The 25,239-nt window shown below is 68.2% G+C and carries 27 protein-coding genes and 1 pseudogene; 14 read left to right on the forward strand and 14 right to left on the reverse strand.

The features are described from left to right. Positions 1-149: 149 nt before the first annotated feature. Positions 150-941 carry a hypothetical protein gene (locus ACK4K7_RS10465; RefSeq protein ID WP_431865816.1) on the reverse strand — a complete coding sequence of 264 codons (792 nt, stop codon included), beginning with the start codon at positions 939-941 and terminating at the stop codon, positions 150-152. Positions 942-1,036: 95 nt separating this feature from the next. Next, positions 1,037-1,264: a DUF6471 domain-containing protein gene (locus ACK4K7_RS10470; protein ID WP_431865817.1), complete on the reverse strand. Its 228-nt coding sequence runs from the start codon at positions 1,262-1,264 to the stop codon at positions 1,037-1,039. A gap of 106 nt (positions 1,265-1,370) precedes the next feature. On the opposite strand from ACK4K7_RS10470, the gene ACK4K7_RS10475 reads away from it, so the two are divergent. Next, the gene (locus ACK4K7_RS10475; RefSeq protein ID WP_431866047.1) at positions 1,371-2,327 is read left to right on the forward strand and encodes an IS1595 family transposase; all 957 of its coding nucleotides are present in this window, start codon (positions 1,371-1,373) and stop codon (positions 2,325-2,327) included. A 246-nt stretch (positions 2,328-2,573) separates the two neighbouring features. Further along, the gene (locus ACK4K7_RS10480; protein ID WP_431865818.1) at positions 2,574-3,305 is read left to right on the forward strand and encodes a hypothetical protein; all 732 of its coding nucleotides are present in this window, start codon (positions 2,574-2,576) and stop codon (positions 3,303-3,305) included. Positions 3,306-3,346: 41 nt separating this feature from the next. Here ACK4K7_RS10480 and ACK4K7_RS10485 read toward each other — a convergent pair whose 3' ends face one another. Then, on the reverse strand, positions 3,347-3,820 hold the full coding sequence (locus ACK4K7_RS10485; RefSeq protein ID WP_431865820.1) for a hypothetical protein: 474 nt from the start codon (positions 3,818-3,820) through the stop codon (positions 3,347-3,349). A gap of 65 nt (positions 3,821-3,885) precedes the next feature. Between ACK4K7_RS10485 and ACK4K7_RS10490 the strand changes: the two are divergent. Both ACK4K7_RS10490 and ACK4K7_RS10495 read left to right on the forward strand, forming a co-directional pair. Continuing rightward, a pseudogene (locus tag ACK4K7_RS10490) lies at positions 3,886-4,680 on the forward strand (YifB family Mg chelatase-like AAA ATPase); the annotation flags it as partial. A 359-nt stretch (positions 4,681-5,039) separates the two neighbouring features. Further along, positions 5,040-5,282, forward strand: a complete 243-nt coding sequence (locus ACK4K7_RS10495; RefSeq protein ID WP_431865822.1) for a hypothetical protein — start codon at positions 5,040-5,042, stop codon at positions 5,280-5,282. Between the two features lie 81 nt (positions 5,283-5,363). Here ACK4K7_RS10495 and ACK4K7_RS10500 read toward each other — a convergent pair whose 3' ends face one another. Next, entirely contained in the window at positions 5,364-6,536 is a 1,173-nt protein-coding gene (locus ACK4K7_RS10500; RefSeq protein ID WP_431865824.1) for an acetyl-CoA C-acetyltransferase, read from the reverse strand. A gap of 93 nt (positions 6,537-6,629) precedes the next feature. Beyond that, the gene (locus tag ACK4K7_RS10505) at positions 6,630-7,601 is read right to left on the reverse strand and encodes an alpha/beta fold hydrolase (protein WP_431865825.1); all 972 of its coding nucleotides are present in this window, start codon (positions 7,599-7,601) and stop codon (positions 6,630-6,632) included. Between the two features lie 91 nt (positions 7,602-7,692). Here ACK4K7_RS10505 and phaR point away from each other — a divergent pair, with 91 nt between their 5' ends. Continuing rightward, positions 7,693-8,220: a polyhydroxyalkanoate synthesis repressor PhaR gene (gene phaR, locus ACK4K7_RS10510; RefSeq protein WP_431865826.1), complete on the forward strand. Its 528-nt coding sequence runs from the start codon at positions 7,693-7,695 to the stop codon at positions 8,218-8,220. Positions 8,221-8,564: 344 nt separating this feature from the next. Here the strand turns inward: phaR and ACK4K7_RS10515 are convergent, their stop codons facing one another. Further along, positions 8,565-9,404, reverse strand: a complete 840-nt coding sequence (locus ACK4K7_RS10515) for a class I SAM-dependent methyltransferase (RefSeq protein ID WP_431865828.1) — start codon at positions 9,402-9,404, stop codon at positions 8,565-8,567. Positions 9,405-9,454: 50 nt separating this feature from the next. Between ACK4K7_RS10515 and ACK4K7_RS10520 the strand changes: the two genes are divergently transcribed. The 3 genes from ACK4K7_RS10520 to ACK4K7_RS10530 all read left to right on the forward strand — a co-directional run bounded on the left by ACK4K7_RS10520 (position 9,455) and on the right by ACK4K7_RS10530 (position 12,625). Next, positions 9,455-9,646 carry a hypothetical protein gene (locus tag ACK4K7_RS10520; protein WP_431865830.1) on the forward strand — a complete coding sequence of 64 codons (192 nt, stop codon included), beginning with the start codon at positions 9,455-9,457 and terminating at the stop codon, positions 9,644-9,646. 42 nt (positions 9,647-9,688) lie between these two features. Further along, a complete protein-coding gene (locus ACK4K7_RS10525; RefSeq protein ID WP_431865832.1) occupies positions 9,689-11,383 on the forward strand; it encodes a DEAD/DEAH box helicase in 1,695 nt (564 codons plus the stop codon). 63 nt (positions 11,384-11,446) lie between these two features. After that, on the forward strand, positions 11,447-12,625 hold the full coding sequence (locus tag ACK4K7_RS10530) for an acetyl-CoA C-acetyltransferase (RefSeq protein ID WP_431865833.1): 1,179 nt from the start codon (positions 11,447-11,449) through the stop codon (positions 12,623-12,625). A gap of 22 nt (positions 12,626-12,647) precedes the next feature. Here ACK4K7_RS10530 and map read toward each other — a convergent pair whose 3' ends face one another. After that, positions 12,648-13,475: a type I methionyl aminopeptidase gene (gene map / locus ACK4K7_RS10535; RefSeq protein ID WP_431865834.1), complete on the reverse strand. Its 828-nt coding sequence runs from the start codon at positions 13,473-13,475 to the stop codon at positions 12,648-12,650. 56 nt (positions 13,476-13,531) lie between these two features. Here map and ACK4K7_RS10540 point away from each other — a divergent pair, with 56 nt between their 5' ends. Next, positions 13,532-14,290 carry a competence/damage-inducible protein A gene (locus ACK4K7_RS10540; RefSeq protein ID WP_431865835.1) on the forward strand — a complete coding sequence of 253 codons (759 nt, stop codon included), beginning with the start codon at positions 13,532-13,534 and terminating at the stop codon, positions 14,288-14,290. Between the two features lie 5 nt (positions 14,291-14,295). On the opposite strand, the gene ACK4K7_RS10545 is transcribed toward ACK4K7_RS10540, so the two are convergent. Further along, complete coding sequence (locus tag ACK4K7_RS10545) at positions 14,296-14,685, reverse strand: VOC family protein (RefSeq protein WP_431865837.1); 390 nt, start codon at positions 14,683-14,685, stop codon at positions 14,296-14,298. Positions 14,686-14,747: 62 nt separating this feature from the next. On the opposite strand from ACK4K7_RS10545, the gene ACK4K7_RS10550 reads away from it, so the two are divergent. After that, positions 14,748-15,161 (forward strand): MarR family winged helix-turn-helix transcriptional regulator, encoded by a 414-nt coding sequence (locus tag ACK4K7_RS10550; RefSeq protein WP_431865839.1) that lies wholly within the window; start codon positions 14,748-14,750, stop codon positions 15,159-15,161. Positions 15,162-15,342: 181 nt separating this feature from the next. Here the strand turns inward: ACK4K7_RS10550 and accC are convergent, their stop codons facing one another. From accC to aroQ, 3 genes are read right to left on the reverse strand one after another with little or no spacing between them, the layout of a single operon-like run. After that, positions 15,343-16,689 carry an acetyl-CoA carboxylase biotin carboxylase subunit gene (gene accC / locus ACK4K7_RS10555; RefSeq protein WP_431865841.1) on the reverse strand — a complete coding sequence of 449 codons (1,347 nt, stop codon included), beginning with the start codon at positions 16,687-16,689 and terminating at the stop codon, positions 15,343-15,345. Further along, on the reverse strand, positions 16,689-17,177 hold the full coding sequence (gene accB, locus ACK4K7_RS10560) for an acetyl-CoA carboxylase biotin carboxyl carrier protein (protein WP_431865843.1): 489 nt from the start codon (positions 17,175-17,177) through the stop codon (positions 16,689-16,691). The genes accC and accB overlap by 1 nt, the downstream gene beginning before the upstream one ends. 36 nt (positions 17,178-17,213) lie before the next feature. Continuing rightward, positions 17,214-17,654: a type II 3-dehydroquinate dehydratase gene (gene aroQ, locus ACK4K7_RS10565; protein ID WP_431865844.1), complete on the reverse strand. Its 441-nt coding sequence runs from the start codon at positions 17,652-17,654 to the stop codon at positions 17,214-17,216. 13 nt (positions 17,655-17,667) lie between these two features. Here aroQ and thiS point away from each other — a divergent pair, with 13 nt between their 5' ends. Further along, positions 17,668-18,711 carry a sulfur carrier protein ThiS gene (thiS, locus tag ACK4K7_RS10570; RefSeq protein WP_431866048.1) on the forward strand — a complete coding sequence of 348 codons (1,044 nt, stop codon included), beginning with the start codon at positions 17,668-17,670 and terminating at the stop codon, positions 18,709-18,711. Between the two features lie 4 nt (positions 18,712-18,715). Here the strand turns inward: thiS and ACK4K7_RS10575 are convergent, their stop codons facing one another. Together ACK4K7_RS10575 and ACK4K7_RS10580 are read right to left on the reverse strand one after the other, a co-directional pair. Further along, entirely contained in the window at positions 18,716-19,471 is a 756-nt protein-coding gene (locus ACK4K7_RS10575) for an SDR family NAD(P)-dependent oxidoreductase (RefSeq protein WP_431865846.1), read from the reverse strand. A 132-nt stretch (positions 19,472-19,603) separates the two neighbouring features. Further along, positions 19,604-20,842 carry an acyl-CoA dehydrogenase family protein gene (locus ACK4K7_RS10580; protein ID WP_431865848.1) on the reverse strand — a complete coding sequence of 413 codons (1,239 nt, stop codon included), beginning with the start codon at positions 20,840-20,842 and terminating at the stop codon, positions 19,604-19,606. A gap of 120 nt (positions 20,843-20,962) precedes the next feature. Between ACK4K7_RS10580 and ACK4K7_RS10585 the strand changes: the two genes are divergently transcribed. The 3 genes from ACK4K7_RS10585 (at position 20,963) to ACK4K7_RS10595 (ending at position 24,649) form a co-directional block, all read left to right on the forward strand. Next, positions 20,963-22,153 carry an acyl-CoA dehydrogenase family protein gene (locus tag ACK4K7_RS10585; protein WP_431865849.1) on the forward strand — a complete coding sequence of 397 codons (1,191 nt, stop codon included), beginning with the start codon at positions 20,963-20,965 and terminating at the stop codon, positions 22,151-22,153. A 151-nt stretch (positions 22,154-22,304) separates the two neighbouring features. Continuing rightward, positions 22,305-23,420 (forward strand): acyl-CoA dehydrogenase family protein, encoded by a 1,116-nt coding sequence (locus ACK4K7_RS10590; RefSeq protein ID WP_431865851.1) that lies wholly within the window; start codon positions 22,305-22,307, stop codon positions 23,418-23,420. Positions 23,421-23,506: 86 nt separating this feature from the next. Beyond that, positions 23,507-24,649 carry an acyl-CoA dehydrogenase family protein gene (locus ACK4K7_RS10595; RefSeq protein ID WP_431865853.1) on the forward strand — a complete coding sequence of 381 codons (1,143 nt, stop codon included), beginning with the start codon at positions 23,507-23,509 and terminating at the stop codon, positions 24,647-24,649. A gap of 204 nt (positions 24,650-24,853) precedes the next feature. Here ACK4K7_RS10595 and ACK4K7_RS10600 read toward each other — a convergent pair whose 3' ends face one another. Next, positions 24,854-25,234, reverse strand: coding sequence for a PaaI family thioesterase (locus ACK4K7_RS10600; RefSeq protein ID WP_431865854.1), 381 nt, complete (start codon positions 25,232-25,234; stop codon positions 24,854-24,856). Positions 25,235-25,239 lie beyond the last annotated feature (5 nt).

Genomic DNA, 25,239 nt, shown 5'->3' on the forward strand with positions numbered 1-25,239 from the left:
ACAAACTCAAGAACTGGCGGCGCATTGCCACCCGCTACGACAAGACGCGAGAGTCATATCTGGGCTTCGTCACCATCGCCTCCGTCAAACTCTGGCTACCCTTTGTCCACGAGGCCTAGCGGCGCGAGCCGCGCGTGATTAGCGGGTGGTTAGGCGCGATCCTGCTGTTTGGCGGGCTCAATGTATTGCCGCATGCGGTTGGTGGGGATGTCATTTCCCATCGCAAAGAGACAATAGGGAACATCATACTCCTCGCCGAAAATGTCACGATACGTGATGTGTCCGTAGCAATAGAGGGCGTACTCCCCAGCCAACACATTTTCCAAAGCGGATTTCGCCAAGGTGAAATCAAGCACCTGATCGGCTTCCCCAGTGGGAGGCATATCCCCGCTTCCCCCGAGCCCCAGCTGGGGATGCTTTTGAAGATCAACGGTGAGCGGGTACGGGAAATAGGCCCCGCTGATGCTCCACTGCATCCCCAAGGCCGGACTCGCTCCAAAATTTTTGATCTTAAGACCAATCACGGTGCGGAAGCCGCCGTCCTCGCCTTCATCCTCAACCGCTATGTCGGCGCTAGCGATATCTACGTAGGCGCGAAGCTGAACTTTCTGGCCTTGAAGGGCGATGGAATTTGCCTCTCTCCCCGCATCACTAGCGGCGATCGCTGCTTCGGTGGCAAGGCGAGCTTGGTCCGCCATGTCTCCGGCATAATCAGCGGCGCGGCGCGTATGCTCCAAAGTCCTCCAAATCAGGATGATGCCTATAAAGGTGAGAAGGGCCATCAAAGCGGCAACAGCGGCAGCGACCTTCGCCCACAACCACATGCCCTCTTGAGCGGCAAGGTCGCGCTCACTCTGGGTTTGGCCGGTCTCGGTCTGTGCCTCTGTGTGGCCGGCTTCTATCGCACGGGTGAGGCGGTCGATGCTGTTCTCGATGGCCAAAAGAGAGCTTGGTGGAATGCCTTGCTCGGCACTCTCGTTGCGTTCAGTGGCGCCGGGCTGGCCGTAGGCAGCATGTTCTATTGGATAGCATAGAGCTAATCCTGCAAGCGCAATGACGATGCACCTACTGCCTCTAAGCATTGGACCAGGAACACCGCTGTGAATTTGCCCCGCGCAAGCTTGTTCCTGATATTCGGCTCAGAGTCCACCACCCCGATCGCAGCCAACTTCTCCACTAGCTGGGCGTAGGTGACGTTCCGCCGCTTCAGCTCCGCCTTCAGCAGCCCCTTCACCTTCGCTTCCCACTCCGCATTGTCCGCCATGTAAGCTCTCCATTCGTCGCAAATGCCATCATATGCGATGCGAATGTGCTTGTATAGGGTGCATGATGCCATTATATCCGATGCATAAGCAACGGAAACGATGGCAATGCAACACTTTCTCCTCTCCGCCGCCGCCCGCACTCTCAGCCTGAAGGCTGTTTTCCAGATGGGCGATGACAAGGCTTACGAGACGTTCCGGCTACTGCGGTGGCCCGAGACGAACGGGGAAGCCGTGTGCCCGCGCTGCGGCTGTGTCGAAACCTACGACATTGCCACCCGCCGCCGGTTCAAGTGCGTTGCCTGCCACCACCAGTTCAGCGTCACCAGCGGGACCATCTTCGCGAGCCGGAAGCTCAGCTTCGTGGATCTCCTCGCCGCGATCGTGATCTTCGTGAACGGCGCCAAGGGCATCGCCGCGCTCCAACTGAGCCGCGACCTGGACGTTCAGTACAAGACCGCCTTCGTGCTGACGCACAAGCTGCGGGAAGCCATGGCGCGCGAGAACGCCGGCCGTCAGCTCAATGGGGTTGTCGAGATCGACGGCGCGTACTTCGGCGGCTACGTGAAGCCGGAGAACCGGAAAGAGGACCGCAAGGACCGCCGCCTGGTCGCCAATCGCTCGGGCAAGCGTCAGTGCGTTGTCATCATGCGCGAGCGCGACGGCCGCTCTCTTCCCTTCGTCGTTGCCAACGAAGGCGATGCGGTTCCGTTCGTGCGCGATCACGTCGGCACCCTCGCCACCATCCATGCCGACGAAGGCACGGGCTGGGACGCGCTCCACGCCGGTTGGGACACGAAGCGGGTCAATCACTCCATCGCGTTCATGGATGAGGGTGTGTGCACCAATCAGGCGGAAAGCTACTTCTCTCGCCTCCGCCGCATGGAGATCGGGACGCACCACCACATCGCGGGTCCGTACCTCAATGCCTATGCTGGTGAGGCCGCATGGCGCGAGGATCACCGCCGGGTGGCAAATGGCACTCAGGCGGCGCTGGTGGCGGGTGCGGCTATGGCTTCCCGTCAGAGCCGGAGCTGGACCGGGTACTGGCAGCGGGCCGTCTAAGCGGCAACCGGCCCCTTAGCGGAACGAGTAAAAAAATCGAAAAGCCGCATCGCCGCCTCGTAGGAAGCCGCTTTCCCGAGGACGCTGATGCCAGCATCAGGGCAGCTCTCATCTGTTTCGAAAATGAAATAGCCCCGGTCGCCGCCCAAACCCGACCCGACACTATCCCTATAGGTTTTGTGGGAAATAGAGGATATGCATAGCATCCTCGATTCCCCTATTTCGGCCGAAAGGAATAGGTCTTCCATGCCGACCTCCAAACCCAAATACAGAGAGGCCGCCCATCCGCAAGTCTCGGCGAACCAGCTCGCGCAGTACCTACTCGCGGGGCCTTCGGCGCGCAAGCGAATTGTTCAGTCGGCACGGTGGCAATCCACCGCCGTTGTGGCTCGTTACCGGCTTGCGCGGGAAGCCATCATAGGGTGCCTGTGCGATGGTACGCGAAGCCCCACCAAGGTCGCCGCAGAACGCGAAAGCCTGATAGAACGCCTCGGTAAGCCCGGAAACAGCAGCTGGGCTAAGGATGATATTGAGTCCTCCATCCTCGCCCTAGATCGCTACGCGGCGTCCTCTGGACAAACGGTGTTGTCCAAAGTCACCTGTAAGCCAGTACCAGGCTCCGTTCCTCCGCTGATTATTGCCGATTTGCGGGTGAAGGTAACGCCAGACGTTATCCTTCACCAAGGAGATCAGGTGGGAGCAATGGTGGCTATGATCGCCAAGGGGGAGAAGTCTACCAAGGTCCGAACTGAGCAGGCCCGAACAGCCGCCATATTGGTTTGGCAGTTTGCTCAGAAACACCTGCAAAAATATGGCGAGGTTCAGCGGAGCCTATGCGTCTCGTATGATGTGTTCGAGGGAACCGTTACTCCTCCCAGCGCGAACTATGTGACGCGCCTAAAAAACATTCAGGATGCCTGCGAGGAGATCGCCGCAAAGTGGCACACAGTGCCACCTCCGGATGATTTGGAGAGCTGAACCGCTGCGCTTGAAAGCCGAGTTTGCCCTGATCCTGATCCTCAGCGTTGCGGCGCTGGCAAGCAGCGTGTGGGCGCTTCTGAGCGGCTGACGCTCCACAGTTGGTACGTCCCCGGCCCGTCCTCCGACTCCACCCGGCCTTTCTCGCGCTGGTCCCGTAGCGCCGTGCTGACGCGCTTTGTCATGGTCCGGAGCATCCGCTGATCCGATGTGTCCAGCGCCCGCTCTAGGAGCATCTGAGCGGCGATCTCGCGCGATGTGAGGGGTTCCTTGGCTTGGCGGAGGATCGACAGCACAAGGCGGCTCATCTGCCCGCGCTTGCTCCAATCATCCGGTGGCCGGAAGGCTTTCGGCCGTATCGCCTCCACCTCCACATCCGGCGCCACCAGACGCAACGTGGCGTCCAGATGCTCTAGCTGCTGCACCAGCTCGCGGAGACGTTCGTGTGTCCGTTCCAGCTCGCCTGCCAGCTCTGCCCGTTTCTTGACCAGGCCTGTCACCATGTAATCAGTCATGCCCCCTTATGCCATCGCAGACGGTGGCAAAGGTAGACGGGGCTTGGTGCATTTGCTACATAATGCCGGAGGCGCTGGAAGTGTCGATGATCGCGAGCGTGGCGGGCGAGCTCAAGGACGGGCGGCTGATCCGGACCCGCCCCTATCGCGCGCCGCACCATTCGGCGTCGATGCCGGCGCTGGTCGGCGGCGGCCTCAAGGTCCGGCCGGGGGAAGTGAGCCTCGCCCATCTCGGCGTGCTGTTCCTCGACGAGCTTCCGGAATTCCAGCGCAGCGTGCTCGATTCGCTGCGCCAGCCGCTGGAGACGGGGCAGGTGAGCGTCGCCCGCGCCAACGCCCATGTCACCTTTCCCGCGCGGGTCCAGCTGGTGGCGGCGATGAATCCGTGCCGCTGCGGCCATCTCGGCGACCCCGCGCTCGCCTGCGCCCGGGCGCCGCGTTGCGCGGCCGATTATCAGGCGAAGGTGTCCGGGCCGCTGCTCGACCGGATCGACCTTCACGTCGACGTCGCCGGCGTCTCGGCCGCCGACCTGGTCCTGCCGCCGCCGGCCGAGGGATCGGCCGAGGTCGGCGCGCGGGTCAAGGCGGCGCGGCAGGTGCAGACCGATCGGTTCGACGGCTCCGGCATCCGCACCAATGCGGAAGCGGACGGGGCGCTGCTCGACGGGATCGCGACGCCGGACGAGCCGGGGCGGCGCCTGCTCGCCCAGGCGGCCGAGGCGATGCGGCTGTCGGCACGCGGCTATCACCGCATCCTGCGGGTCGCGCGCACCATCGCCGACCTCGCCGGCAGCGACTCCGTCGCGCGCGTCCACATCGCCGAAGCCTTGAGCTACCGCCGCCAGCCGCCGCGTGCCTGAGGGGGCACTCTATTTGGTTTTGAGGGCTCCGGCCCATGGATTGCTTCGTCGCTTCGCTCCTCGCAATGACGAATTCATCAAAGACACGCTCTAGATCGTTCTTTGATCGACCGGCTGAGAGGGCCTTGTGGTTGCGTACAAGATCTGGACGCACGCCCTGGATGAGCCGGCGCGGCCTGCTTCCGGGGAGCCTGCCTCCTGCCAGAGGAGGCGCGGCGCGGGGTAACACTTCTGCAACGGTAGAGAATAATTTCGCTCCCCATCAATCTTGGGGTTGATCGGGCCGCGAGCCTCCGGCTAACGCGGAGTTCGTGCGGGGGCAGAAACGAATGGCTCCCGTGCGCGTCAGGGAGAAGTCAATGTTCAATAAGTCTCTTGCCGCTCTCGCGGCGGCCTCGCTGGCGGTCGCGCCGGTGATGGCTCAGGCGCAGTCGGTGCCCTCCGCGGCCGCGGCTCCGTCCATCGAACAGGTCGAAGGAAGCGAAGCTTTCGGTCGCGGCGGCATCGTGCTGCCGGTGATCGCGGCGGTTGCGGTGGTGCTGGCGATCCTCGCCCTCACCAACACCTGGCCGTTCGACGACAAGAAGCCGGTCAGCCCCTGAACTTCAGGGCCTGACGGCTACGGGACGGGCTGGATGAAGCGGCAAGCTTCATCCAGCCTTTTCTTTTTGGGGAACGGCCGGTCAGCGCTCCAGGCAGAGCGCGATGCCCATGCCGCCGCCGATGCACAAGGTGGCGAGCCCCTTGCGCGCGTCGCGGCGCTGCATCTCGTAGATGAGGGTGGTGAGGACGCGGGCGCCGGACGCGCCGATCGGATGGCCGATTGCGATGGCGCCGCCGTTCACGTTTACCCGGTCGGCGTCCCAGCCGAGCTCCTTGCCGACCGCCAGCGCCTGGGCGGCGAAGGCCTCGTTGGCTTCGATGAGGTCGAGATCGCCGACGCTCCAGCCGGCCTTTTCCAGCGCGCGGCGGGTGGCCGGGACCGGGCCGATGCCCATGATCGACGGATCGACGCCGGCCGAGGCCCAGCTCGCGACCCGGGCGAGGATCGGCGCGCCGCGCTTCTCCGCCTCCTCGCGGCTCATCACCACCAGGGCGGCCGCGCCGTCGTTGATGCCGGAGGCGTTGCCGGCGGTGACCGTCCCGTCCTTGCGGAAGGCGGGGCGCAGGCCCGCCAGCGCGGACTGCTCGACATTGTCGCGGATATATTCGTCGGCTTCGACGATCGTGTCGCCCTTGCGGCCCTTCACCGTCACCGGGGCGATCTCGTCCCTGAAGCGGCCCTGCGCGCGGGCGGCCGAGGCCTTGTTCTGGGAGGCGGTGGCGAAGGCGTCCTGCTCGTCGCGGGTGATCTGATATTGCTCGGCGAGATTTTCGGCCGTGATGCCCATGTGATAGGCGTTGAAGGCGTCGGTCAGGCCGTCGGCGATCATCGTGTCGACGAGCGCCAGATTGCCCATCTTGGTGCCGCCGCGCAGATGCTGGGCGTGCATCGACAGGCTCATGCTTTCCTGGCCGCCGGCGACGACGATGCGCGCGTCGCCGGTCAGGATCGCCTGCGAGGCCAGCGCGACGGCGCGCAGGCCCGACCCGCAGACCTGGTTGACGCCCCAGGCGGGCACTTCCTTCGGCACGCCGGCGCCGATCGAGGCCTGGCGGGCGGGATTCTGGCCCTGGCCGGCGGTCAGCACCTGGCCGAGGATGACTTCGGACACCTCCTCGGGCGCGACGTCCGCCTGGGCGAGGGCGGCGGCGATGGCGGTGCGGCCGAGCTCGTGACCCGGCACAGAGGCGAAGGCGCCGAGGAAGCTGCCGACGGGCGTGCGCTTGGCGGCGGTGATCACGACTTCGGTCATCTCGAAAACTCCTGTGCGATGTCCTGACGGCGTCCCGCCGGCGCGGCGCCGAGGCGTCCGCCCGTCCCGGAAGGCGACCGAGCGAAGCGGCTCCTAGCAGCTTGCACCGGCGCGTGAAAGCCAGCCGGCGAGCGGCTCCCACAGCGCCTCGGGCGCGCGCGAGCCGACCACCATGCCGACATGGCCGAGCGCGAGGTCGCGGCGCTCGCCGGCCCGCGGCGCGGTGGCGTGGGGCACGATCCGGTCGGTGGTGGAGGCGATGTGCAGCTGCGGGCAGGGCAAGGCGGCGGGATCGGCCAGCCACCCGCCGGCGCCGGTCCGGTCGGCGGCGAAGAAGTCCTCGAACAGCTCGCGCGCGGCGGCGCCGGCGAGCGGCGGGCCGTCATTGGCCCAGTCCTCCAGCGCGACGAAGGCGGCGGCCTCGGGCTCGGGCACATCGGCGAAGGCTTCGAACTTCGCGACCGTGCGGGCGGGGTCGAGGCTCCAGAAGGCGCTTTGCAGCACCTCCATCGGCAGCAGGCCGAGCGCCTCGGCGGCCGGGCGGGCGCCGCGCCACAGCCCGGCGAGGCGGGCGCGGGACTCGTCCGGGAAGCCGCCGAAATGCCAGGGCGCCGCGATCGTCACCACCGCCCGCGCCGGAACCAGGGCCGCGGCGCCGATCGCCATCGTGCCGCCGAGGCAATAGCCGCACAGGAGCGGCGGCGCGCCGAGGTCGCGGAGCAAGGGGACCAGGATCCGCTCGACATGCGCCGTCACGTCCATCCCGCGCCGCTCCCCCTCCGGCCAGCCCCAGTCGAGCAGCCGCACGCGAAAGCCGCGCCGCGCCAGCAGGCGCAGCAGCGAGCGGTCGCCGAGATCGAGCACGGTGGGCGGGTTGATCAGCGAGGGTACGAAGACGAGATCGGGCCCGCTCCCGCCATAATCGCGCAGCGCCGCGCCGTGGCGCTCGGCGACCGCCGGCATCGGCGGCGGGGCGGGCGTGCGCGGCCAGTCCTGGTAGCGGCGCAGGCCCGCCAAGGCGCGCTGCATCCGTTCGGGATTCGCCGCGGTTTCGCTGCGCAGCATGGCCAGGAACAGCGGCAGCGGCCGGGGCCTGTGTTGCGGTGCGGAAACCTTTGGTGCTAAAGCGGAACCACCGAAATCGAGGGAAGCATTCATGGCGGCGTCCGGATCAGGCGACGATGTGGTCATCATCAAGAAATATGCGAACCGCCGCCTCTATAACACCGAAAGCTCCACCTACATCACGCTGGAGCATCTCGCCGCGATGGTCCGCGAGAAACGCGAGTTCAAGGTGGTCGACGCCAAGAGCGGCGACGACATCACCCATGGCGTCCTGACCCAGATCATCATGGAGGAAGAGGCGCGCGGCGCGACGATGCTGCCGGTCAACTTCCTGCGCCAGCTGATCTCTATGTACGGGGCGTCGACGCAGGCGCTGGTGCCGCAATATCTGGAGGCCTCGCTGGAGGCGTTCCAGCGCAACCAGAGCCAGTTCCGCGACGCGATGGGCGCGCTGGCCGGCGGCCCGTTCGCCGAGATCGCGCGCCGCAACATGGAAATGTTCGCAGCCGCGGCAAAACCGGCCCGAAAGGAGCCGGAGCCGGACACCAAGGCGGAACTGGCCGAGTTGAAGGCGCAGCTGGCGGATCTCCAGAAGAAGCTCGACAAGCTGGGGGGGTAGGTTGGCCTCGCCCCCTCTGCCAGGGGGAGAGGGTTGGGGTGAGGGGATCGGGCGGTTGGGGGTGTCTTCCGGCGCCGGTACCCTCACCAACTTCGCCTAGGCTTCGCTTCGCTACGCCAAGGCTGCGTATCCTCTCCCGGGGGGAGAGGGGCGGATGTGGCTGCGCTGGCCTTGCCCCCCTCTCCCAGGGGGAGAGGGTTGGGGTGAGGGGATCGGGCGGTTGGGGTATCTTCGGGCGCCGGTACCCTCACCAACTTCGCCTAGGCTCCTTCGTCGCCAAGGCTTCGTATCCTCTCCCGGGGGGAGAGGGGGGCCTTGCTTCCTCCCGGGGGGAGAGGGGGGGCTTATCTCGGCTTGACGAATTTCAGGGTCATGCGGTCGCTTTCGCCGATGGCGAGGTAGCGGTCGCGGTCCTGGTCGCCGAGGCGGAGCGAGGGGGGGAGGGTCCACACGCCCTGCGCCCAATCGGCGGTGTCGCGGGGGTTGGCGTTGATCTCGGACGCGCCGGCGAAGCGGAAGCCGGCCTCCTCGGCCAGGCGGCGGACGGTCGAGACCTTGATGTAGCCGCTGGTCCGCTCCCGCTCGGCATCGGCGTTTTCGGGCAGGCGGTGGTCGACGATGCCGAGCACGCCGCCCGGCTTCAGCATCCGGAAGATCTGCGCGAAGGCCTCGGGCGCATAGTCCTGGCCGTCGCGCTGCGAGCCCATGCGCCAGTTGTGGACGTTGCGGAAGGTGAGGACGACGTCGGCCGATCCGTCCGGAACGCGGGAGTCGCCGGCTTCCCAGGCCGGGAAGATGGCGAGGTTCACCCGGCCGTAAAGCTGCGGATTGGCCTCCATCATCGCGCGGACGCGGTTGAGCCCGGCATTGGGGGCGGCGGCGTAATAGGTCCCGCCGCCCTGGGCGAGATAGGGCGCGAGGATTTCGGTGTACCAGCCGGCGCCGGGCCAGATCTCCACCACCGTGTCGGTCGGGCGGACGCCGAAGAAGGACAGGGTCTCGACCGGATTGCGGTAGCGGTCGCGCTGGGTGTTGGCGGGCGTGCGGGTGGGCGCGGCGACGGCGGCCTCGAGCGCGCCGCGCTGCGCGGCGGACAAGGCGGACGGCGCGCCGGCGGTGGCGCAGGCGGCCAAAGCGAAAGGCGCCGATGCGGCGAGCAGAAGGGCAAGGCTCTGGCGGATCATGATCGTCTCCCTACATGCGCTGTCGGACGGCTCATGACGGAAGGGCAACGATGACGCAAGCTGGGCTTTGGGCGGGCGCGGGGGCGTCGGCGGCGATGGTGCTGGTCGCGGCGCTGGCCGACCGCGCGCGCCAGCGCCGCCGCGATCTCGACGCGCCCGGCTGGATGCCCTGGCCCGCGATCCAGGTTTTCGCGCTGCTGCTGGCGGTCGTGCTCGCCGCGCTGGCGGTGAAGACCGGCTGATTTCGCTTGCTTCCGCGCTCCGGACCCCCATCTGGGGCGGATATGACATTTCAAGATCTCCCCCCGCTTCTTCGCGAAGCGCTCGAAGCGCGCGGCTATGCCGCGCCCACTCCGGTCCAGGCGGCCGTGCTCGAAGCGGAGGCGGCGGGGCGGGACCTGGTCGTCTCGGCCCAGACCGGGTCCGGCAAGACCGTCGCCTTCGGCCTCGCCATGGCGCCGGACCTGCTGGAGCCGAACGGCGGCATGCCCTATCTGCGCGCGCCGCTCGCCCTCATCATCGCCCCGACCCGTGAGCTGGCGCTGCAGGTGAGCCGTGAGCTGATCTGGCTGTACGGCAAGGCGGGCGCGCGGATCGCGACCTGCGTCGGCGGCATGGATCCCTCCAAGGAGCGGCGCAACCTCGCCCAGGGCGCGCATATCGTCGTCGGAACGCCGGGGCGGCTGCGCGACCATCTGGAGCGCGGCGCGCTGGACCTGGCCGCGCTTCGGGTCGCGGTGCTCGACGAAGCCGACGAGATGCTCGACATGGGCTTCCGCGAGGATCTGGAGGAGATACTCGACGCCACGCCGGAAGGGCGGCGCACGTTGCTGTTCTCCGCGACCATGCCCAAGCCGATCGTGGCCCTCGCCAAGCGCTACCAGAAGGATGCGCTGCGCATCTCGACGGTGGGCGAGGATCGCGGCCATGGCGACATTTCCTACCAGGCGGTGGCGGTGGCGCCGGCCGACATCGAACATGCCGTCGTCAACCTGCTCCGCTTCCACGAGGCGGAATCGGCGATGCTGTTCTGCGCCACGCGCGACAATGTCCGCCGGCTGCACGCCAGCCTGATCGAGCGCGGATTCGACGCGGTCGCCTTGTCGGGCGAGCACAGCCAGAACGAACGCAACCAGGCGCTGCAGGCGCTGCGCGACCGGCGCGCGCGGGTGTGCGTCGCGACCGACGTCGCCGCGCGCGGCATCGACCTGCCGACATTGTCGCTGGTCGTCCATGTCGAGCTGCCGCGCGACGCGGAGACGCTGCAGCACCGGTCCGGCCGCACCGGCCGCGCCGGCAAGAAGGGCACGGCGGTGCTGATCGTCCCCTATCCCCGCCGCAAGCGCGTCGAGATGATGCTGCGCGGCGCGCGGATCGAGGCGGAATGGATGAAGCCGCCGAGCGCAGAGGACATTCGCCGCAAGGACCGCGAGCGGCTGCTCGCCAACCTGCTCGAGCCGGTCGAGGCGGACGAGGCCGATCTGGAGCTCGCCCGCCGCCTGCTCGAGGACAGGAGCGCCGAGGACATCGCCGCGGCGCTGGTCCGCGCGCACCGGCAGAGGCTGCCGGCGCCCGAGGAACTGAGCGACGCCGGCCCCGGTCCCGGCCCGCGTGCGCCGCAGGGGCCGCGCACGGGCTTCGAGGACACGGTCTGGTTCCGGATGGACGTGGGCCGCCGCGACCATGCCGATCCGCGCTGGATCCTGCCTTTGCTCTGCCGCCGCGGCCACATCACCAAGAACGAGGTCGGCGCGATCCGGATCAACGCCGCCGACACCCTGTTCGAAGTGCCGCGCGCCGTCGCCGGCCGCTTCGCCGCCGCGCTAAAGCGGACGGAGGGCAGCGAGGAGGGCGCCGACATCGCGATCGTGCCGGTGGAGGGCAACCCCCGCGCCGAAGCGCGGCGCAATCGGCGCGGCCCGCCGCCGCCGCGCTACCAGCCCAAGCCGTTCAAGGGCGGGCGCAAGCGGGCGCGCTGAGCTTGCCCGGCTCCCGGGTCCGCGTTACACTTACGTAAACGTGAACCTGGAAAGGGAGCCCCGATGCCGCAAGCCTATATCGTCGATGCCGTTCGTACCGCCGGTGGCAAGAAGGGCGGGGCGCTGAAGGACTGGCATCCGGCCGACATGGCCGCGCAGGTGCTGAACGCGCTGGTCGATCGCACCGGCATCGATCCCGCCGCGATCGACGACGTGGTGATGGGCTGCGTCGGACAGGCGGGCGAACAGGCCTTCCATGTCGGCCGCAACGCGGTGCTGGCGTCCAGGCTGCCGCAATCGGTGCCGGCGGTGACGATCGACCGCCAGTGCGGATCGTCGCAGCAGTCGATCCACTTCGCCGCCCAGGCGGTGATGAGCGGCACCCAGGACATGGTGATCGCGGCCGGCGTCGAATCGATGACGCGCGTGCCGATGGGCCTTCCCGTCACGCTGCCGATGCAGCACGGCATCGGCACCGGCCCGTTCCCGAAGAGCATCCAGGACCGGTTCGGCGTGCCGATGTTCAGCCAGTTCATCGGCGCCGAGATGATCGCCGAGAAATATCAGTTCCGGAAGGAAGAGCTCGACGCCTTCGCGCTGGAAAGCCATCGCCGCGCCGCCCGGGCGACCGGGGAGGGCGCCTTCGCCGACGAGATCGTGGCGCTGCCGGTGCGCGGCGAGGACGGCGAGGAGCGTCTCCACGACCGCGACGAGGGCATCCGCCACGACGCGACGCTGGAGGGCATCGCTTCGGTGAAACTGCTGAAGGAAGGCGGCAAGATCAGCGCGGCCAATGCCTCTCAGATCTGCGACGGCGCGTCGGGCGTGCTGGTCGTGTCCGAAGCGGCGCTGAAGGCGCATGGCCTGACGCCGCTGGCGCGCATCCACAATTTGACCGTCACCGCCGGCGACCCGGTGATCATGCTGGAAGAGCCGATTCCCGCCACCCGCCGCGCGCTGGACCGGGCGGGGCTGCGGATCGAGGACATCGATCTTTACGAGGTGAACGAGGCGTTCGCCCCGGTGCCGCTCGCCTGGCTGCGCGAGATCGGCGCCGATCCGGAGCGGCTCAACGTCAACGGCGGCGCGATCGCGCTCGGCCATCCGCTCGGCGCGTCGGGCGCGAAGCTGATGGCGACGCTCACCCACGCGCTGAAGCGCCGCGGCAAGCGTTGGGGCCTGCAGACGATGTGCGAAGGCGGCGGCATCGCCAATGTGACGATCGTCGAAAGCCTCGCCTGAACAGCGGCCGGCGGCCGTCCGCTCAGTAGGGCGGGCGGTCGTAGCCGGCGGGGCTGCGGGTGAAGATCTCGCAGCCCGTTTCGGTGATGCCGATCGAATGTTCGAACTGGGCGGAGAGCGACCGGTCGCGGGTAACCGCGGTCCAGCCGTCGTCCAGCACCTTGCAGGCCGCCTTGCCGGCGTTGATCATCGGCTCGACCGTGAAGAACATGCCCGGCCGCAGTTCGGGGCCGGTGCCGGGGCGGCCGGCATGGATCACCTCCGGCGCGTCGTGGAAATTGCGCCCGAGGCCGTGGCCGCAGAAATCGCGCACCACCGAAAAACGGTTCTTCTCGGCATGGCTCTGAATGGCGTGGCTGATGTCCCCGAGCCGGTTGCCGGGCTTCGCCTGCTCGAGCCCGAGCATCAGGCATTCGTAGGTGACGTCGACGAGGCGGCGGGCCTTCAGCGGCACGTCGCCGACCAGGAACATGCGGCTGGTGTCGCCGTGCCAGCCGTCGAGGATCGGCGTCACGTCGATATTGACGATGTCGCCGGTCTTCAGGACCTTCGGGCCCGGAATGCCGTGGCAGACGACATGGTTGATCGAGGTGCACGAGCTCTTGGTATAGCCGCGATAGCCGAGCGTGGCGGGGATGGCGCCGCGGGCGCGCATCTCGCGGAAGACGATGTCGTCCAGCTCCTGCGTGGTGACGCCCGGCACGACGTGCGGCACCAGCGCGTCCAGTATCTCGGCGGCGCAGCGGCCCGCCGCGCGCATGCCGGCGAACCCTTCGGGGCCGTGGAGCTTGATGCCGGCATGGGTGCCGACGACGCTGTCGTCGCGGTCGATCGAGGTGAGCGTGGTCATCGGGGCCATATAAGCGATGGCTGGCCGCTTGACGACCCCCGCGCTATGGCGGGGCCATGGCCGAGGAGAAGATCTGGACCGCAGCCCTGCTGGTGATCGGCGACGAAATCCTGTCGGGGCGCACCCAGGACAGGAACGTCGCCGCCATCGCGACCTGGCTCAACCTGCAGGGCATCCGCCTGTCTGAGGTGCGGGTGGTGCCGGACGTGATGGAGCGGATCGTCGCCGCGGTGAACGCGCTCAGGGCCGATTACGACTATCTGTTCACCACCGGCGGGATCGGCCCGACCCATGACGACATCACCGTCGACGCGGTGGCGGCGGCGCTGGGCGTCGCGGTCACCGTCCATCCGGGGGCACGGGCGATGCTGGAGCGCCATTACGAGACCCGCGGCGGCCTCACCGACGCGCGGCTCCGCATGGCGCGGGTGCCCGAAGGCGCGGACCTGATCGACAATCCGATCTCCGGCGCCCCCGGCATCCGGTTCGGCAACATCTTCATCCTGGCCGGCGTGCCGCACATCGCCGCGCAGATGCTGGAAGGGCTCAGCGGGCGGATCGAGGGCGGGCGCCCCCTTCTGTCGGAAACGCTCGGCTGCTGGGTGCCGGAGAGCGAGGTGGCCGAGCTGCTGGAAGCCGCGGAGAAGGCGCATCCGGGGACGCAGATCGGTTCCTATCCCTTCTTCCGCGACGGCCGAGTCGGCGCCAATTTCGTGATCCGCTCGCCCGATCCGGCGCGTCTCGCCGCCTGCCTGGCCGACCTCGCGGCGCGACTGGAAGCGGCGGGCCGCGAGGTGCGGCACGGCGGCATCTGACGCGGTCAGGCGGCGGCGGGCTCCGGCGCTTCCTCGCTCATCAGCCCGAGCAGATTGCCCTCGCTGTCGCGCGCCACCGCCAGCCAGACGTCGCGGCCGCCGACCTCGGCGATGCGGCGCGGTCCTTCCTCGAACGGGACGCCGGCGCGGCTGAGGTCCTCATGCGCCGCGCGCGCGCTCGGCACCGCATAATAGAGGATCGAATTGCCGGCGGTCTCCGGACCTCCGGGCTGGCTCAGCATCAGCCGCGTCTCGCCGCACTGGAAGAAGGAGAGGCCCGGCGGCGCGTCGAACAGATGGGTGAGGCCCAACGTGTCCCGGTAGAATGCGGCGGCGCGGGCGACGTCGCGAACGGCGATCGCCACCTGCGCGATGTGGGAAGGCGGAACCGGCATGGCGCATCGACTCCTTCGCTGCTAGGATTAGCGGAGCCAACAATTAGCAAAGCTAACGTTCGATGTCAAAAGAGCTCGCCACCCGCCTCCATTCCGCGTCGATCCGCCTGCTGCGCGGGCTGCGGCGGGAGGATGCGGCGGCGGGGCTCAGCGCGCCGCGGCTGTCGGCGCTGTCGGTGGTGGTGTTCGCGGGGCCGCTGTCGCTCGCCGAACTCGCCGCCGCCGAGCAGGTGAAGCCGCCCACCATGTCGCGGATCGTCGACGCGCTGGAGGCGGCCGGCCTCGTCGTGCGCGGCGCGAAGCCGGGCGACCGGCGCAGCATCCGGATCGAGGCGACCATGGAGGGGCGGCGCGTGCTGGAAGAGGGCCGCGCGCGGCGGGTGCGGGCGCTGCTCGAACGGCTGGAGGCGCTGAGCGAGGAGGAGCAGGCGGCGCTGGCGCGCGGCGTCGCTTTGCTGGAGCGGATCGCGGGCTAGGGGATATCGGGATCACAGAGCGGACGAGATCAGGAATCCTCCCCGTCGAGGGGAGGTGGCAGCCCGCAGGGCTGACTGAGGGGTGTCGGCGGCGGAGGATATTCTCGGACTCCGATACCCCTCCACCAGCCTTCGGCTGGTCCCCCTCCCCTTGCAGGGGAGGAACTGAAAGCCCGCCGTTCTACTCGTCGCGCGCCAGCCACTCCTCCAACCACTTGATGGTGTAGTCGCCGACGAGGAATTCGGGATCCTCGATCAGCTTCTGGTGGAGCGGGATGGTGGTCTTCATCCCCTCGATCACGAATTCCTCCAGCGCGCGCTTCAGGCGCATGATGCAGCGCTCGCGCGTGGTGCCGTAGACGATCAGCTTGGCGATCATGCTGTCGTAATAAGGCGGCACCTTGTAGCCGACATAAAGGCCGCTATCGACGCGGACGTGCATGCCGCCGGGCGCGTGGAAGCCTTTGACCAGGCCTGGCGAGGGGGCGAAGGTGCGCGGATCCTCGGCATTGATCCGGCATTCGATCGCGTGGCCGTGGAACTGGATCTGGTCCTGGGTGCAGGACAAAGGCTCGCCGGCGGCGATGCGGATCTGCTCGCGCACCAGGTCCATGCCGGTGATCATCTCGGTCACCGGATGCTCGACCTGGAGCCGGGTGTTCATCTCGATGAAGTAGAATTCGCCGTCCTCGTAGAGGAACTCGATCGTACCGGCGCCGCGATAGCCCATCTCGGCCATCGCCTTGGCGACGATGCCGCCCATCCGGTCGCGCTCCTCGGGCGCGATGACGGGGGAGGGGGCCTCTTCCAGCACCTTCTGGTGGCGGCGCTGCAGCGAACAGTCGCGCTCGCCCAGGTGGACGGCATTGCCCTTGCCGTCGCCGAACACCTGGAACTCGATGTGGCGCGGATTGCCGAGATATTTCTCGATATAGACGGTGGCGTCGCCGAAGGCGGCCTTCGCCTCCTGGCCGGCCTGGATCATCTGCGCTTCGAGCTGGCTTTCGTCCTGCACCACCTTCATGCCGCGCCCGCCGCCGCCGGACGCCGCCTTGATGATCACCGGATAGCCGGCCGCGGCCGCGATCTCCTTCGCCTCCGCGACGCTTTCGACCGGGCCGTCGGATCCCGGCACCAGCGGCAGCCCGAGCCGGGCGGCGGTGCGCTTCGCCTCGATCTTGTCGCCCATCGTGCGGATATGCTCCGGCTTGGGGCCGATCCAGATGATGTTGTGCAGCTCCACGATCTCGGCGAAGCGGGCATTTTCCGACAGGAAGCCGTAGCCGGGGTGGATCGCGTCCGCCTGCGAAATCTCGGCGGCGGAAATGATGTTCGGGATGTTGAGATAGGAGTCGGCGGCCGGCGGCGGGCCGATGCACACCGCTTCGTCGGCGAGGCGGACGTGCATCGCATCGGCGTCGGCGGTGGAATGCACCGCCACCGTCTTGATGCCCATTTCGTGGCAGGCGCGGTGGATGCGGAGCGCGATCTCGCCGCGATTGGCGATCAGGACCTTGGAGATGGTCATTATTCGATGATCACCAGCGGCTGGTCGAATTCGACGGGCTGACCATTGTCGACGAGGATCTGGGTGACGGTGCCCGCCCGCGGCGCGGTGATGGGATTCATCACCTTCATCGCCTCGACGATGAGCAAGGTGTCGCCCGCGCCGACCTTCGAGCCGACCGACACGAACGGTTTGGCGCCCGGTTCGGCGGACAGATAGCAGGTGCCGACCATCGGCGACTTGACCGCGCCGGGGTGATCGGCGGCGGAGGGCGCCGCGGCGGCCGGCACCGACGACGCCGGCGGCGGCGCGGCGGCGGCGAGCGGCGCCGGAACGGCATGGACGGCGGGCGCGGCCACCATCTGGAGCTTGCGCTTGACGACGATGCGGCGGTCGCCGTCCTCGACCTCGATCTCGCTGAGATCGTTCTCGCTCAGCAGCTCGGCGAGGTGGCGCACCAGCTCGGCGTCGACCCGCATCGCGCCTTCGGCAGGCTTGTCGTCGGACATTGAAAAACCTCTTTCCCCGTTATGTGGCGCGCTCTGTCAGAGACGGGCGGCGGCGTCCAGAGCCAGTTCGTAGCCGAGCGCGCCGAAGCCGGCGATCGATCCGCGCGCCGCCGCGGCGATGTAGCTCCTGCGTCTGAACGTCTCGCGGGCCTGCGGGTTCGACAGATGCACTTCGATCACCGGAACCGAAATCGCCTTCACCGCGTCGTGGAGCGCGACCGACGTGTGGGTGAAGCCGCCGGCGTTCAGGATCACCGCTTTGGCGTCCCGCGCATTGGCCTCGTGCAGCCAGTCGATCAGGTGCCCCTCATGGTTGGACTGACGCAGGTCGACGGCGAGGCCGAGCTCGCGGGCCCTGTCCTCCAGCCGCCCGGCGATGTCGTCCAGCGTGTCGGTGCCGTAGATGTCGGGCTCGCGCAGGCCGAGCAGGTTGAGATTGGGGCCGTTCAGCACGTAGATGGTGGGTACCGTCGCCATGGGCGCTCCCTATATGGGGCCGGCGGGCTTTATCCAAGTTTTGAAGGAAGCATCTGTGGACGACGGCACTCTCTCCATCACCGTGAACGGGCAGCACCGCCGGGTGCGCGGCGGCATCAGCGTCGCCGATCTGGCGCTGGAGCTCGGGCTCGACCCCGCGCGCGTGGCCGTCGAGCGCAACCTGGCGGTGGTGCCGCGCTCCACCCTCGCCGACATCCGCGTCGAGGACGGCGACGATTATGAGATCGTCACCTTCGTCGGCGGCGGCGACCATGGGGCACGGGTGGACGAGGACGGCTGGACGGTGGCCGGCCGCAGCTTCCGTTCGCGCCTGATCGTCGGCACCGGCAAGTACAAGTCGTTCGAACAGAATGCCGCCGCGGTCGAGGCGTCGGGCGCGGAGATCGTCACGGTGGCGGTGCGGCGGGTCAACATCGCCGATCCCGGCCAGCCGATGCTGACCGACTTCATCGATCCCAAGCGCTACACCTATCTTCCCAACACCGCCGGCTGCTTCACCGCCGACGATGCGATCCGCACGCTGCGCCTGGCGCGCGAGGCGGGAGGCTGGGACCTGGTGAAGCTCGAGGTGCTGGGCGAGGCCAGGACGCTCTATCCCGACATGCGCGAGACGCTGCGTGCGACCGAGGTGCTGGCCGGGGAAGGCTTCCTGCCGATGGTCTATTGCGTCGACGATCCGATCGCGGCGAAGCAGCTCGAGGATGCGGGCGCGGTCGCCATCATGCCGCTGGGCGCGCCGATCGGCTCCGGGCTCGGCATCCAGAACCGGGTGACCATCCGGCTGATCGTCGAGGGCGCGAAGGTGCCGGTGCTGGTCGACGCGGGCGTCGGCACCGCGTCCGACGCGGCGGTGGCGATGGAACTGGGCTGCGACGGCGTCCTCATGAACACCGCGATCGCCGAGGCCAAGGACCCGATCACGATGGCGCGGGCGATGAAGGCGGCGGTGGAGGGCGGACGGCTCGCCTACCGCGCCGGCCGGATGGCGCAGCGCAAATATGCCGATCCGTCCAGCCCGCTCGCCGGCCTGATCTGATCCGTCAGGCCGAAGTGATGCCCCAGCCCTGGCGGCTGTACGGGTGGGAAACGGACAGGCCGCCGTCCACCACCAGCGCGTGGCCGTTCACGTAGGAGCTGTCGTCGGAGGCGAGGAACAAAGCCGCGCGGGCGATCTCGTCGGGCACGCCGCCGCGCTTCAGCGGGTTGAGGCGGCCGATCTGGTCTTCCTTCCCCTTGTCGCGCGCCCAGTCGTAGACCGGCCGGGTCATGCCGGTTTCGATCAGGCCCGGGCAGATCGCGTTCACCCGTACGTTGGACCCGGCGAGCTGGGTGGCGGCGACCTGGACGAGGTTGATGACCCCCGCCTTCGACGCCGAATAAGCCGGCCCGCCCGCGCCGGCGCGCAGGCCCGCGACGCTCGCGGTGCAGATGATCGATCCGCCGCCGCGCTCCCGCATCGCCGGCGCGGCATGCTTGATCGCGAGGAACGGGCCGATGAGGTTGGTGCGCAGGATCTGCTCCCAATCCTCCACCCCTTGCTCGAAGAGCGAGGCGAGGCCGCCCGAGACGCCCGCATTGGCATGGAAGATGTCGAGCCCGCCATGCTCCGACATCGCCATCTCGATCAGGCGGCGGACGTCGTCTTCCGAGCCGGCGTCGGCGGGGACGATCCCTTCGGCTTCGGCGAGGTCGGCGGCGATCACGCTCGCGCCCTCCGCCCGGAACAGCGCCGCGGTGGCGCGGCCGATGCCGGAGGCGGCGCCGGTGACGATGGCGGTTTTGCCGGTGAGTCTCACGACCCTCTCCCCTTCAGGGGAGAGGAGGGAGCCGCGCAGCGGCGGAAGGAGAGGGGCCTGTCCGGGGACGCGGATGCTCTGACTCCCCCTCTCCCCGGCCCTCTCCCCTGAAGGGGAGAGGGGTTTTTCAGGTCACACCGCATGTTTCGCCATCTCGAGCCGCGCGATGGCGCGGTTGTGGACTTCGTCGGGGCCGTCGGCGAGGCGGAGCGTGCGGATGCCGGCCCAGCTCTTGGCGAGCTCGAAATCCTGGCTGACGCCGGCGCCGCCATGTGCCTGGATCGCGTCGTCGATGATGCGCAGCGCCATGTTGGGCGCGTGGACCTTGATCATCGCGATCTCGCCCGCCGCCGCCTTGTTGCCCGCCTTGTCCATCATGTCGGCGGCCTTGAGGCACAGCAGGCGCGAGCATTCGATGTCGATCCGCGCGGCGGCGATCCGCTGCTCCCAGACCGAATGAGAGATGAGCGTCTTGCCGAAGGCGACCCGGGTCTGGAGCCGCTTCACCATCGCCTTCAGCGCCTCCTCGGCCGCGCCGATGGTGCGCATGCAATGGTGGATGCGGCCCGGGCCGAGGCGCCCTTGCGCGATCTCGAAGCCGCGGCCCTCGCCGAGCAGCATGTTGGAGGCGGGGATGCGCACGTCCTTGAGTTCGATCTCCATATGGCCGTGCGGCGCGTCGTCATAGCCGTAGACGGTGAGCGCGCGCTCGACCGTGACGCCGGGCGCGTCGAGCGGCATCAGCACCATCGACTGCTGACGGTGACGGTCGGCTGAGCGGTCGGTCTTGCCCATCACGATCGCGACTTTGCAGCGGGGATCGCCGGCGCCGGAGGACCACCATTTGCGGCCGTTGATCACATAATCGTCGCCGTCGCGGGCGATGTCGCATTCGATGTTGGTCGCGTCCGACGAGGCGACGGCGGGCTCGGTCATCAGGAAGGCGGAGCGGATCTCGCCGTTCATCAGCGGCCTCAGCCATTCCTCCTTCTGCTCGCGCGTGCCGTAGCGGTGCAGCACCTCCATATTGCCGGTATCGGGCGCCGAGCAGTTGAACACCTCGCTCGCCCAGGAGACGCGGCCCATCTCCTCGGCGCAGAGCGCATATTCGAGATTGGTGAGCTGCGTGCCCTCGAACTCGAACGTCTCGTCGACATGGCGGAGCGCATGGCCGGGCGGCATGAACAGGTTCCACAGGCCCGCCGCCTTCGCCTCGGGCTTCAGCTCCTCGATCACCTGGTGGGGCTGCCAGCGGTCGCCGGTCGCATGCTCGGCCTTGAAGTCCGCCTGGCGGGGGCGAATCCGCGATTCGATGAACTCCCGCACCCGGTCTCTGAAATGCGCCTGCCGTTCCGTAAGGGAAAAATCCATCGGCTTGTCGATCCTCTCTGCCTGTCCGGCCGGAGCCTGTCAGAACCGGCCCCGTTTCGCCAGTCTTGACCTTGCCGCCCCGCCTCTGCCATCTGACGTTTACGTAAAGGAGAGGGCCTTATGAGCGAACTGGACGGGTTCCGGCAAGAGACCCGCGCCTGGCTGGAGGCGAACTGCCCGCCCGAGATGCGGGAGCCGGTGCGGGACGAGAGCGACATGTGCTGGGGCGGGCGCAATCCCGCCTTCAAGAACGACGCGCAGAAACGCTGGATGGAGCTGATGGCGGAGCGCGGCTGGACCGTGCCGGACTGGCCGAAGGACTATGGCGGCGGCGGCCTTTCGCCCGCCGAGACCAAGGTGCTCCGCCAGGAGATGGCGGCGATCGGCGCGCGCAATCCTTTGTCCTCCTTCGGCATCTCGATGCTCGGCCCGGCGCTGCTCAAATATGGGTCCGAGGCGCAGAAGAAGCGCTTCCTGCCCGAGATCGCGCGCGGCGAGATTCGCTGGTGCCAGGGCTATTCGGAGCCGGGGGCGGGCTCGGACCTCGCCTCGCTGCAGACCAAATGCGAGGACAAGGGCGACCATTGGCTGGTGAACGGCCAGAAGGTGTGGACCAGCTATGCCGACAAGGCGGACTGGATCTTCTGCCTGGTGCGCACCGATCCGCAGGCGCCCAAGCACAAGGGAATCAGCTTCATCCTGTTCGACATGGCGAGCGAAGGCGTCTCGACCAAGCCGATCAAGCTCATCTCCGGCTCCTCGCCCTTCTGCGAGACCTTCTTCGACGATGTGAAGGTGCCCAAGGACCAGGTTGTCGGCGAGGTGAACAAGGGCTGGGACGTCGCGAAATATCTGCTGGGCCACGAGCGCGAGATGATCAGCGGCATGGGCCTGGGCGGCGGCTCCGGCAGCGCGGCGCTCGGCGAGGCGCTGGCCGAGACGGTGGGGCGCGACGGGGAGGGGCGGCTCGCCGACCCGCTGCTGCGCGCCGACATCGCCCGGTTCGACGTCGACGCGATCGCCTTCCGCGCGATGAGCGAGCGCTTCATCGACGAGCTGAAGGCGGGACGGGCGCATCCCGCCCAGCCCTCGATGATGAAATATGCCGGGACCGAGCTCAACAAGGCGCGGCACGAACTGGTAATGGCCGCAGGCGGCTCGGCCGCGCTCGAATGGGAGAGCGAGCGCTCCCGCAAGGGCAAGTTCGCGCGCGACTGGCTGCGCACCAAGGCCAATTCGATCGAAGGCGGCACCAGCGAGATCCAGCTCGGCATCATTGCCAAGAGAATCCTGGAGCTGCCGGGGAGCTGAACAAAGCCCGCGCGTCATCCCGGCGAAGGCCGGGATCCCGGCGAAAGCGAGCGCCGGCGCCTTTCACCCGCGGGGATCCCGGCCTTCGCCGGGATGACGGGGTGAGGGGACGGGATGACGGGTTGAGGGACCCGGATGACGGAGTAAGAGAATGCCACTGTATCTCACCGACGATCAGCAGATGCTCCGCGACAGCGCGCGGTCCTTCATGGCGGAGGAGGGCGCGATCGCGAAGCAGCTCAGGCACTGGCGCGACCGGAACTGCAAGGACGGCTTCGGCCATGCCTTGTGGAAGCAGTTCGCCGAGATGGGCTTCACCGGCATCCTGGTCGACGAGGCGGACGGGGGGCTGGGCCTCGGCCATGTCGAGGCGGGGATCGTGATGGAGGAGATCGGGCGCAACCTGACGCCGTCGCCCTTCCTCACCACCGCCGTCGCCTTCGTCGCGGCGATCCGCGGGAGCGGCGCGCGCGAGCGCTGGCTGCCCGGCATCCTCGCCGGCGACACGGTGGCGGCGATCGCGGTCGACGAGGGGCGCAAGCACCGGCCCGAGGCGATCGAGGCGAAGGCCGAGCGGGCGGGCAACGGTTTCCGCTTGTCGGGGCGCAAGAGCTTCGTCGTCCATGGCGGATCGGCCGACGTGATCCTGGTCGCCGCGCGCGGGGATGAGGGGCTGAGCCTGTTCGCGGTCGAGAAGGACGCGAAGGGTCTGGACGTCGCGCCGGAGCGGCTGGCCGACAGCTCGATGGCCGCGACGGTGACGCTGGACGGCGTCGAGGTCGATGCCGATGCGGTCGTCGGCGAGGTCGGCGGCGGCGAGGCGGTGCTGGCGCGGCTGCTCGATGCCGGCCGCGCGGCGGCGGCGTCGGAGGCGGTCGGGCTCGGAACGGCGGCGATGGACATGACCGTCGATTATCTGAAGCAAAGGAAGCAGTTCGGCCGCCTGATCGGCGAGTTCCAGGCGCTGCAGTTCCGCGCCGCGCACCTCTATTCGGAGCTGGAGATCGCCCGGGCGGCGACGCTCAAGGCGCAGCAGATGCTGGACGAGGAGGCCGGGGACGCGGAGCTGATGGTGTCGGTCGCCAAGGCCAAGGCCGGGCGCGCGGCGCAGCTCGCGGTGCAGGAAGGCGTCCAGATGCACGGCGGCATCGGCATGACCGACGAATATGATATCGGCCTCTACATGAAGCGCGACCGGGTGCTCGCCGAGCTGTTCGGCGACCCCAACTACCATGCCGACAAGGTCGCGCGGATGAAGGGATATTAGCCGTCATGCTGAACTCGTTTCAGCATCCAGTTTCGAGCAGCGGTGCGGGTGGAGACCTGGACCCTGAAACAAGTTCAGGGTGACGTATGGCCTTAGATCCTGAAACCTTCGACGCCCTTCTTTCCACCGTCCGCCGCTTCGTCGCGGAGCGGCTGCGGCCGGTCGAGGAGCGGGTCGAGCGCGAGGACGAGGTTCCCGACGAGATCGTCCGGGAAATGCGGGAGATGGGCCTGTTCGGCCTCTCGATCCCGGAGGACTATGGCGGGCTGGGGCTCACCATGACGGAGGAGGTGCGGGTCGCGCTGGAGCTCGGCGGGACGACGCCCGCCTTCCGCTCGACCTTCGGCACCAATGTCGGGATCGGCAGCCAGGGGCTGGTGATGGCCGGCACCGACGCACAGAAGGCCGAGTGGCTGCCGCGCATCGCGAGCGGGGAGATCGTCACCAGCTTCGCCTTGACCGAGCCCGGCGCCGGTTCGGACGGCGCGTCGGTGCAGACCAAGGCGGTGCGGGACGGCGACGTCTACCGGCTGTCCGGCACGAAGCGCTACATCACCAATGCCGACAAGGCGTCGCTGTTCACCGTGATGGCGCGGACCGGCGGGGAGGGCGCGCGCGGCGTCTCGGCCTTCCTCGTCCCCGCCGACCTTCCCGGCGTGTCGGTCGGGCAGCCGGAAAGCAAGATGGGCCAGCAGGGCGCCCATGTCTGCGACGTCAATTTCGACGGGACGCCGGTGCCGGCCGCCAACCGGCTCGGCGAGGAAGGGGAGGGGTTCAAGGTCGCGATGCGGGTGCTGGACCGCGGCCGGCTGCACATCGCCGCGGTCTGCGTCGGCATCGCCGAGCGGCTGATCCGCGATGCCGTCGCGTACGCCGCCGAGCGCAGGCAGTTCGGTAAGCCGATCGCCGATTTCCAGCTGATCCAGGCGATGATCGCCGATTCCAAGACGGAGACGATGGCCGCCAAAGCGCTGGTGATCGAGGCGGCGCGGCTCAAGGACGCCGGCGAGCCGATCACGATGGAGGCGGCGGCCGCCAAATATTTCGCCAGCGAGACGGTCGGGCGCGTCGCCGACCGGGCGGTGCAGATCTATGGCGGCGCCGGCTATATCGCCGATTACGGCATCGAGCGCCTCTACCGCGACGTGCGGCTGTTCCGCATCTACGAAGGCACCAGCCAGATCCAGCAGCTCGTCATCGCCCGCGAGGTGATGAAAAGGGGCGGGTGATCGGGCGAGGGGGAGGGATCTCTCGTCACCCCGGCGAAGGCCGGGGTCCGGGCGGGTGGTTTGCGCCGGTGCTTTTGCGGCCTGGGGTCCCGGCCTTCGCCGGGACGACGGAGGGGGCGTCACCCCGGCGGAGGCCGGGGTCTCGGTGGGTGGTTTGCGCCGGTGCGTCTTCGGCTTGAGGTCCCGGCTTTCGCCGGGACGACGTCAGCGCCGCAGCATCAGGTTCATGTGAGCGGCGGCGATGGGTTTGGCGCGGTCGAGTTGCCAGGCGTGGGCCTCGACATTGGCGACGCGCTTGCCGAGGCGGGTGATGGTGGCGGCGGCGAAGGTGTCGTGATCGGTGCCGCCGCGCATGAAATCGACGGTGACGTTGATCGGCTTCACCCGCGCCGGCGCGTCGCCGAGCGCGTCGTAGAGAGTGCCGAGCGCCGCGAACTCCAGCAGGCCGGCGATCGCGCCGCCGTGGAGGAAGCCGGGCCGGCCGAGCACATTGTCGCCGAAGGGCATCACGAACAGCAGCTCGCCCGCGTCTGACCGGCGGGTGCTGAGGCCGAGCAGCTCGGCATAAGGGGGCAGCGGACGCATGGCGG

The sequence above is a fragment of the Allosphingosinicella sp. genome, assembly GCF_046295735.1.
GTDB lineage: Bacteria > Pseudomonadota > Alphaproteobacteria > Sphingomonadales > Sphingomonadaceae > Allosphingosinicella.

What these genes read in the sequence shown, in the direction of transcription:
- ACK4K7_RS10530 (WP_431865833.1), top strand. Translation starts at nt 11,447, where the DNA reads ATGCCGCAAGCCTATATCGTCGATGCCGTTCGTACCGCCGGTGGCAAG.
- ACK4K7_RS10470 (WP_431865817.1), bottom strand. Translation starts at nt 1,264, where the DNA reads ATGGCGGACAATGCGGAGTGGGAAGCGAAGGTGAAGGGGCTGCTGAAG.
- ACK4K7_RS10500 (WP_431865824.1), bottom strand. Translation starts at nt 6,536, where the DNA reads ATGACCGAAGTCGTGATCACCGCCGCCAAGCGCACGCCCGTCGGCAGC.
- accC (WP_431865841.1), bottom strand. Translation starts at nt 16,689, where the DNA reads ATGACCATCTCCAAGGTCCTGATCGCCAATCGCGGCGAGATCGCGCTC.
- aroQ (WP_431865844.1), bottom strand. Translation starts at nt 17,654, where the DNA reads ATGGCGACGGTACCCACCATCTACGTGCTGAACGGCCCCAATCTCAAC.
- ACK4K7_RS10475 (WP_431866047.1), top strand. Translation starts at nt 1,371, where the DNA reads ATGCAACACTTTCTCCTCTCCGCCGCCGCCCGCACTCTCAGCCTGAAG.
- ACK4K7_RS10600 (WP_431865854.1), bottom strand. Translation starts at nt 25,234, where the DNA reads ATGCGTCCGCTGCCCCCTTATGCCGAGCTGCTCGGCCTCAGCACCCGC.
- ACK4K7_RS10485 (WP_431865820.1), bottom strand. Translation starts at nt 3,820, where the DNA reads ATGACTGATTACATGGTGACAGGCCTGGTCAAGAAACGGGCAGAGCTG.
- ACK4K7_RS10480 (WP_431865818.1), top strand. Translation starts at nt 2,574, where the DNA reads ATGCCGACCTCCAAACCCAAATACAGAGAGGCCGCCCATCCGCAAGTC.
- accB (WP_431865843.1), bottom strand. Translation starts at nt 17,177, where the DNA reads ATGTCCGACGACAAGCCTGCCGAAGGCGCGATGCGGGTCGACGCCGAG.
- thiS (WP_431866048.1), top strand. Translation starts at nt 17,668, where the DNA reads ATGGGGCCGGCGGGCTTTATCCAAGTTTTGAAGGAAGCATCTGTGGAC.
- ACK4K7_RS10595 (WP_431865853.1), top strand. Translation starts at nt 23,507, where the DNA reads ATGGCCTTAGATCCTGAAACCTTCGACGCCCTTCTTTCCACCGTCCGC.
- ACK4K7_RS10495 (WP_431865822.1), top strand. Translation starts at nt 5,040, where the DNA reads ATGTTCAATAAGTCTCTTGCCGCTCTCGCGGCGGCCTCGCTGGCGGTC.
- ACK4K7_RS10585 (WP_431865849.1), top strand. Translation starts at nt 20,963, where the DNA reads ATGAGCGAACTGGACGGGTTCCGGCAAGAGACCCGCGCCTGGCTGGAG.
- ACK4K7_RS10545 (WP_431865837.1), bottom strand. Translation starts at nt 14,685, where the DNA reads ATGCCGGTTCCGCCTTCCCACATCGCGCAGGTGGCGATCGCCGTTCGC.
- ACK4K7_RS10550 (WP_431865839.1), top strand. Translation starts at nt 14,748, where the DNA reads ATGTCAAAAGAGCTCGCCACCCGCCTCCATTCCGCGTCGATCCGCCTG.
- ACK4K7_RS10525 (WP_431865832.1), top strand. Translation starts at nt 9,689, where the DNA reads ATGACATTTCAAGATCTCCCCCCGCTTCTTCGCGAAGCGCTCGAAGCG.
- ACK4K7_RS10520 (WP_431865830.1), top strand. Translation starts at nt 9,455, where the DNA reads ATGACGCAAGCTGGGCTTTGGGCGGGCGCGGGGGCGTCGGCGGCGATG.
- ACK4K7_RS10505 (WP_431865825.1), bottom strand. Translation starts at nt 7,601, where the DNA reads ATGCTGCGCAGCGAAACCGCGGCGAATCCCGAACGGATGCAGCGCGCC.
- ACK4K7_RS10515 (WP_431865828.1), bottom strand. Translation starts at nt 9,404, where the DNA reads ATGATCCGCCAGAGCCTTGCCCTTCTGCTCGCCGCATCGGCGCCTTTC.
- map (WP_431865834.1), bottom strand. Translation starts at nt 13,475, where the DNA reads ATGACCACGCTCACCTCGATCGACCGCGACGACAGCGTCGTCGGCACC.
- ACK4K7_RS10580 (WP_431865848.1), bottom strand. Translation starts at nt 20,842, where the DNA reads ATGGATTTTTCCCTTACGGAACGGCAGGCGCATTTCAGAGACCGGGTG.
- ACK4K7_RS10540 (WP_431865835.1), top strand. Translation starts at nt 13,532, where the DNA reads ATGGCCGAGGAGAAGATCTGGACCGCAGCCCTGCTGGTGATCGGCGAC.
- phaR (WP_431865826.1), top strand. Translation starts at nt 7,693, where the DNA reads ATGGCGGCGTCCGGATCAGGCGACGATGTGGTCATCATCAAGAAATAT.
- ACK4K7_RS10590 (WP_431865851.1), top strand. Translation starts at nt 22,305, where the DNA reads ATGCCACTGTATCTCACCGACGATCAGCAGATGCTCCGCGACAGCGCG.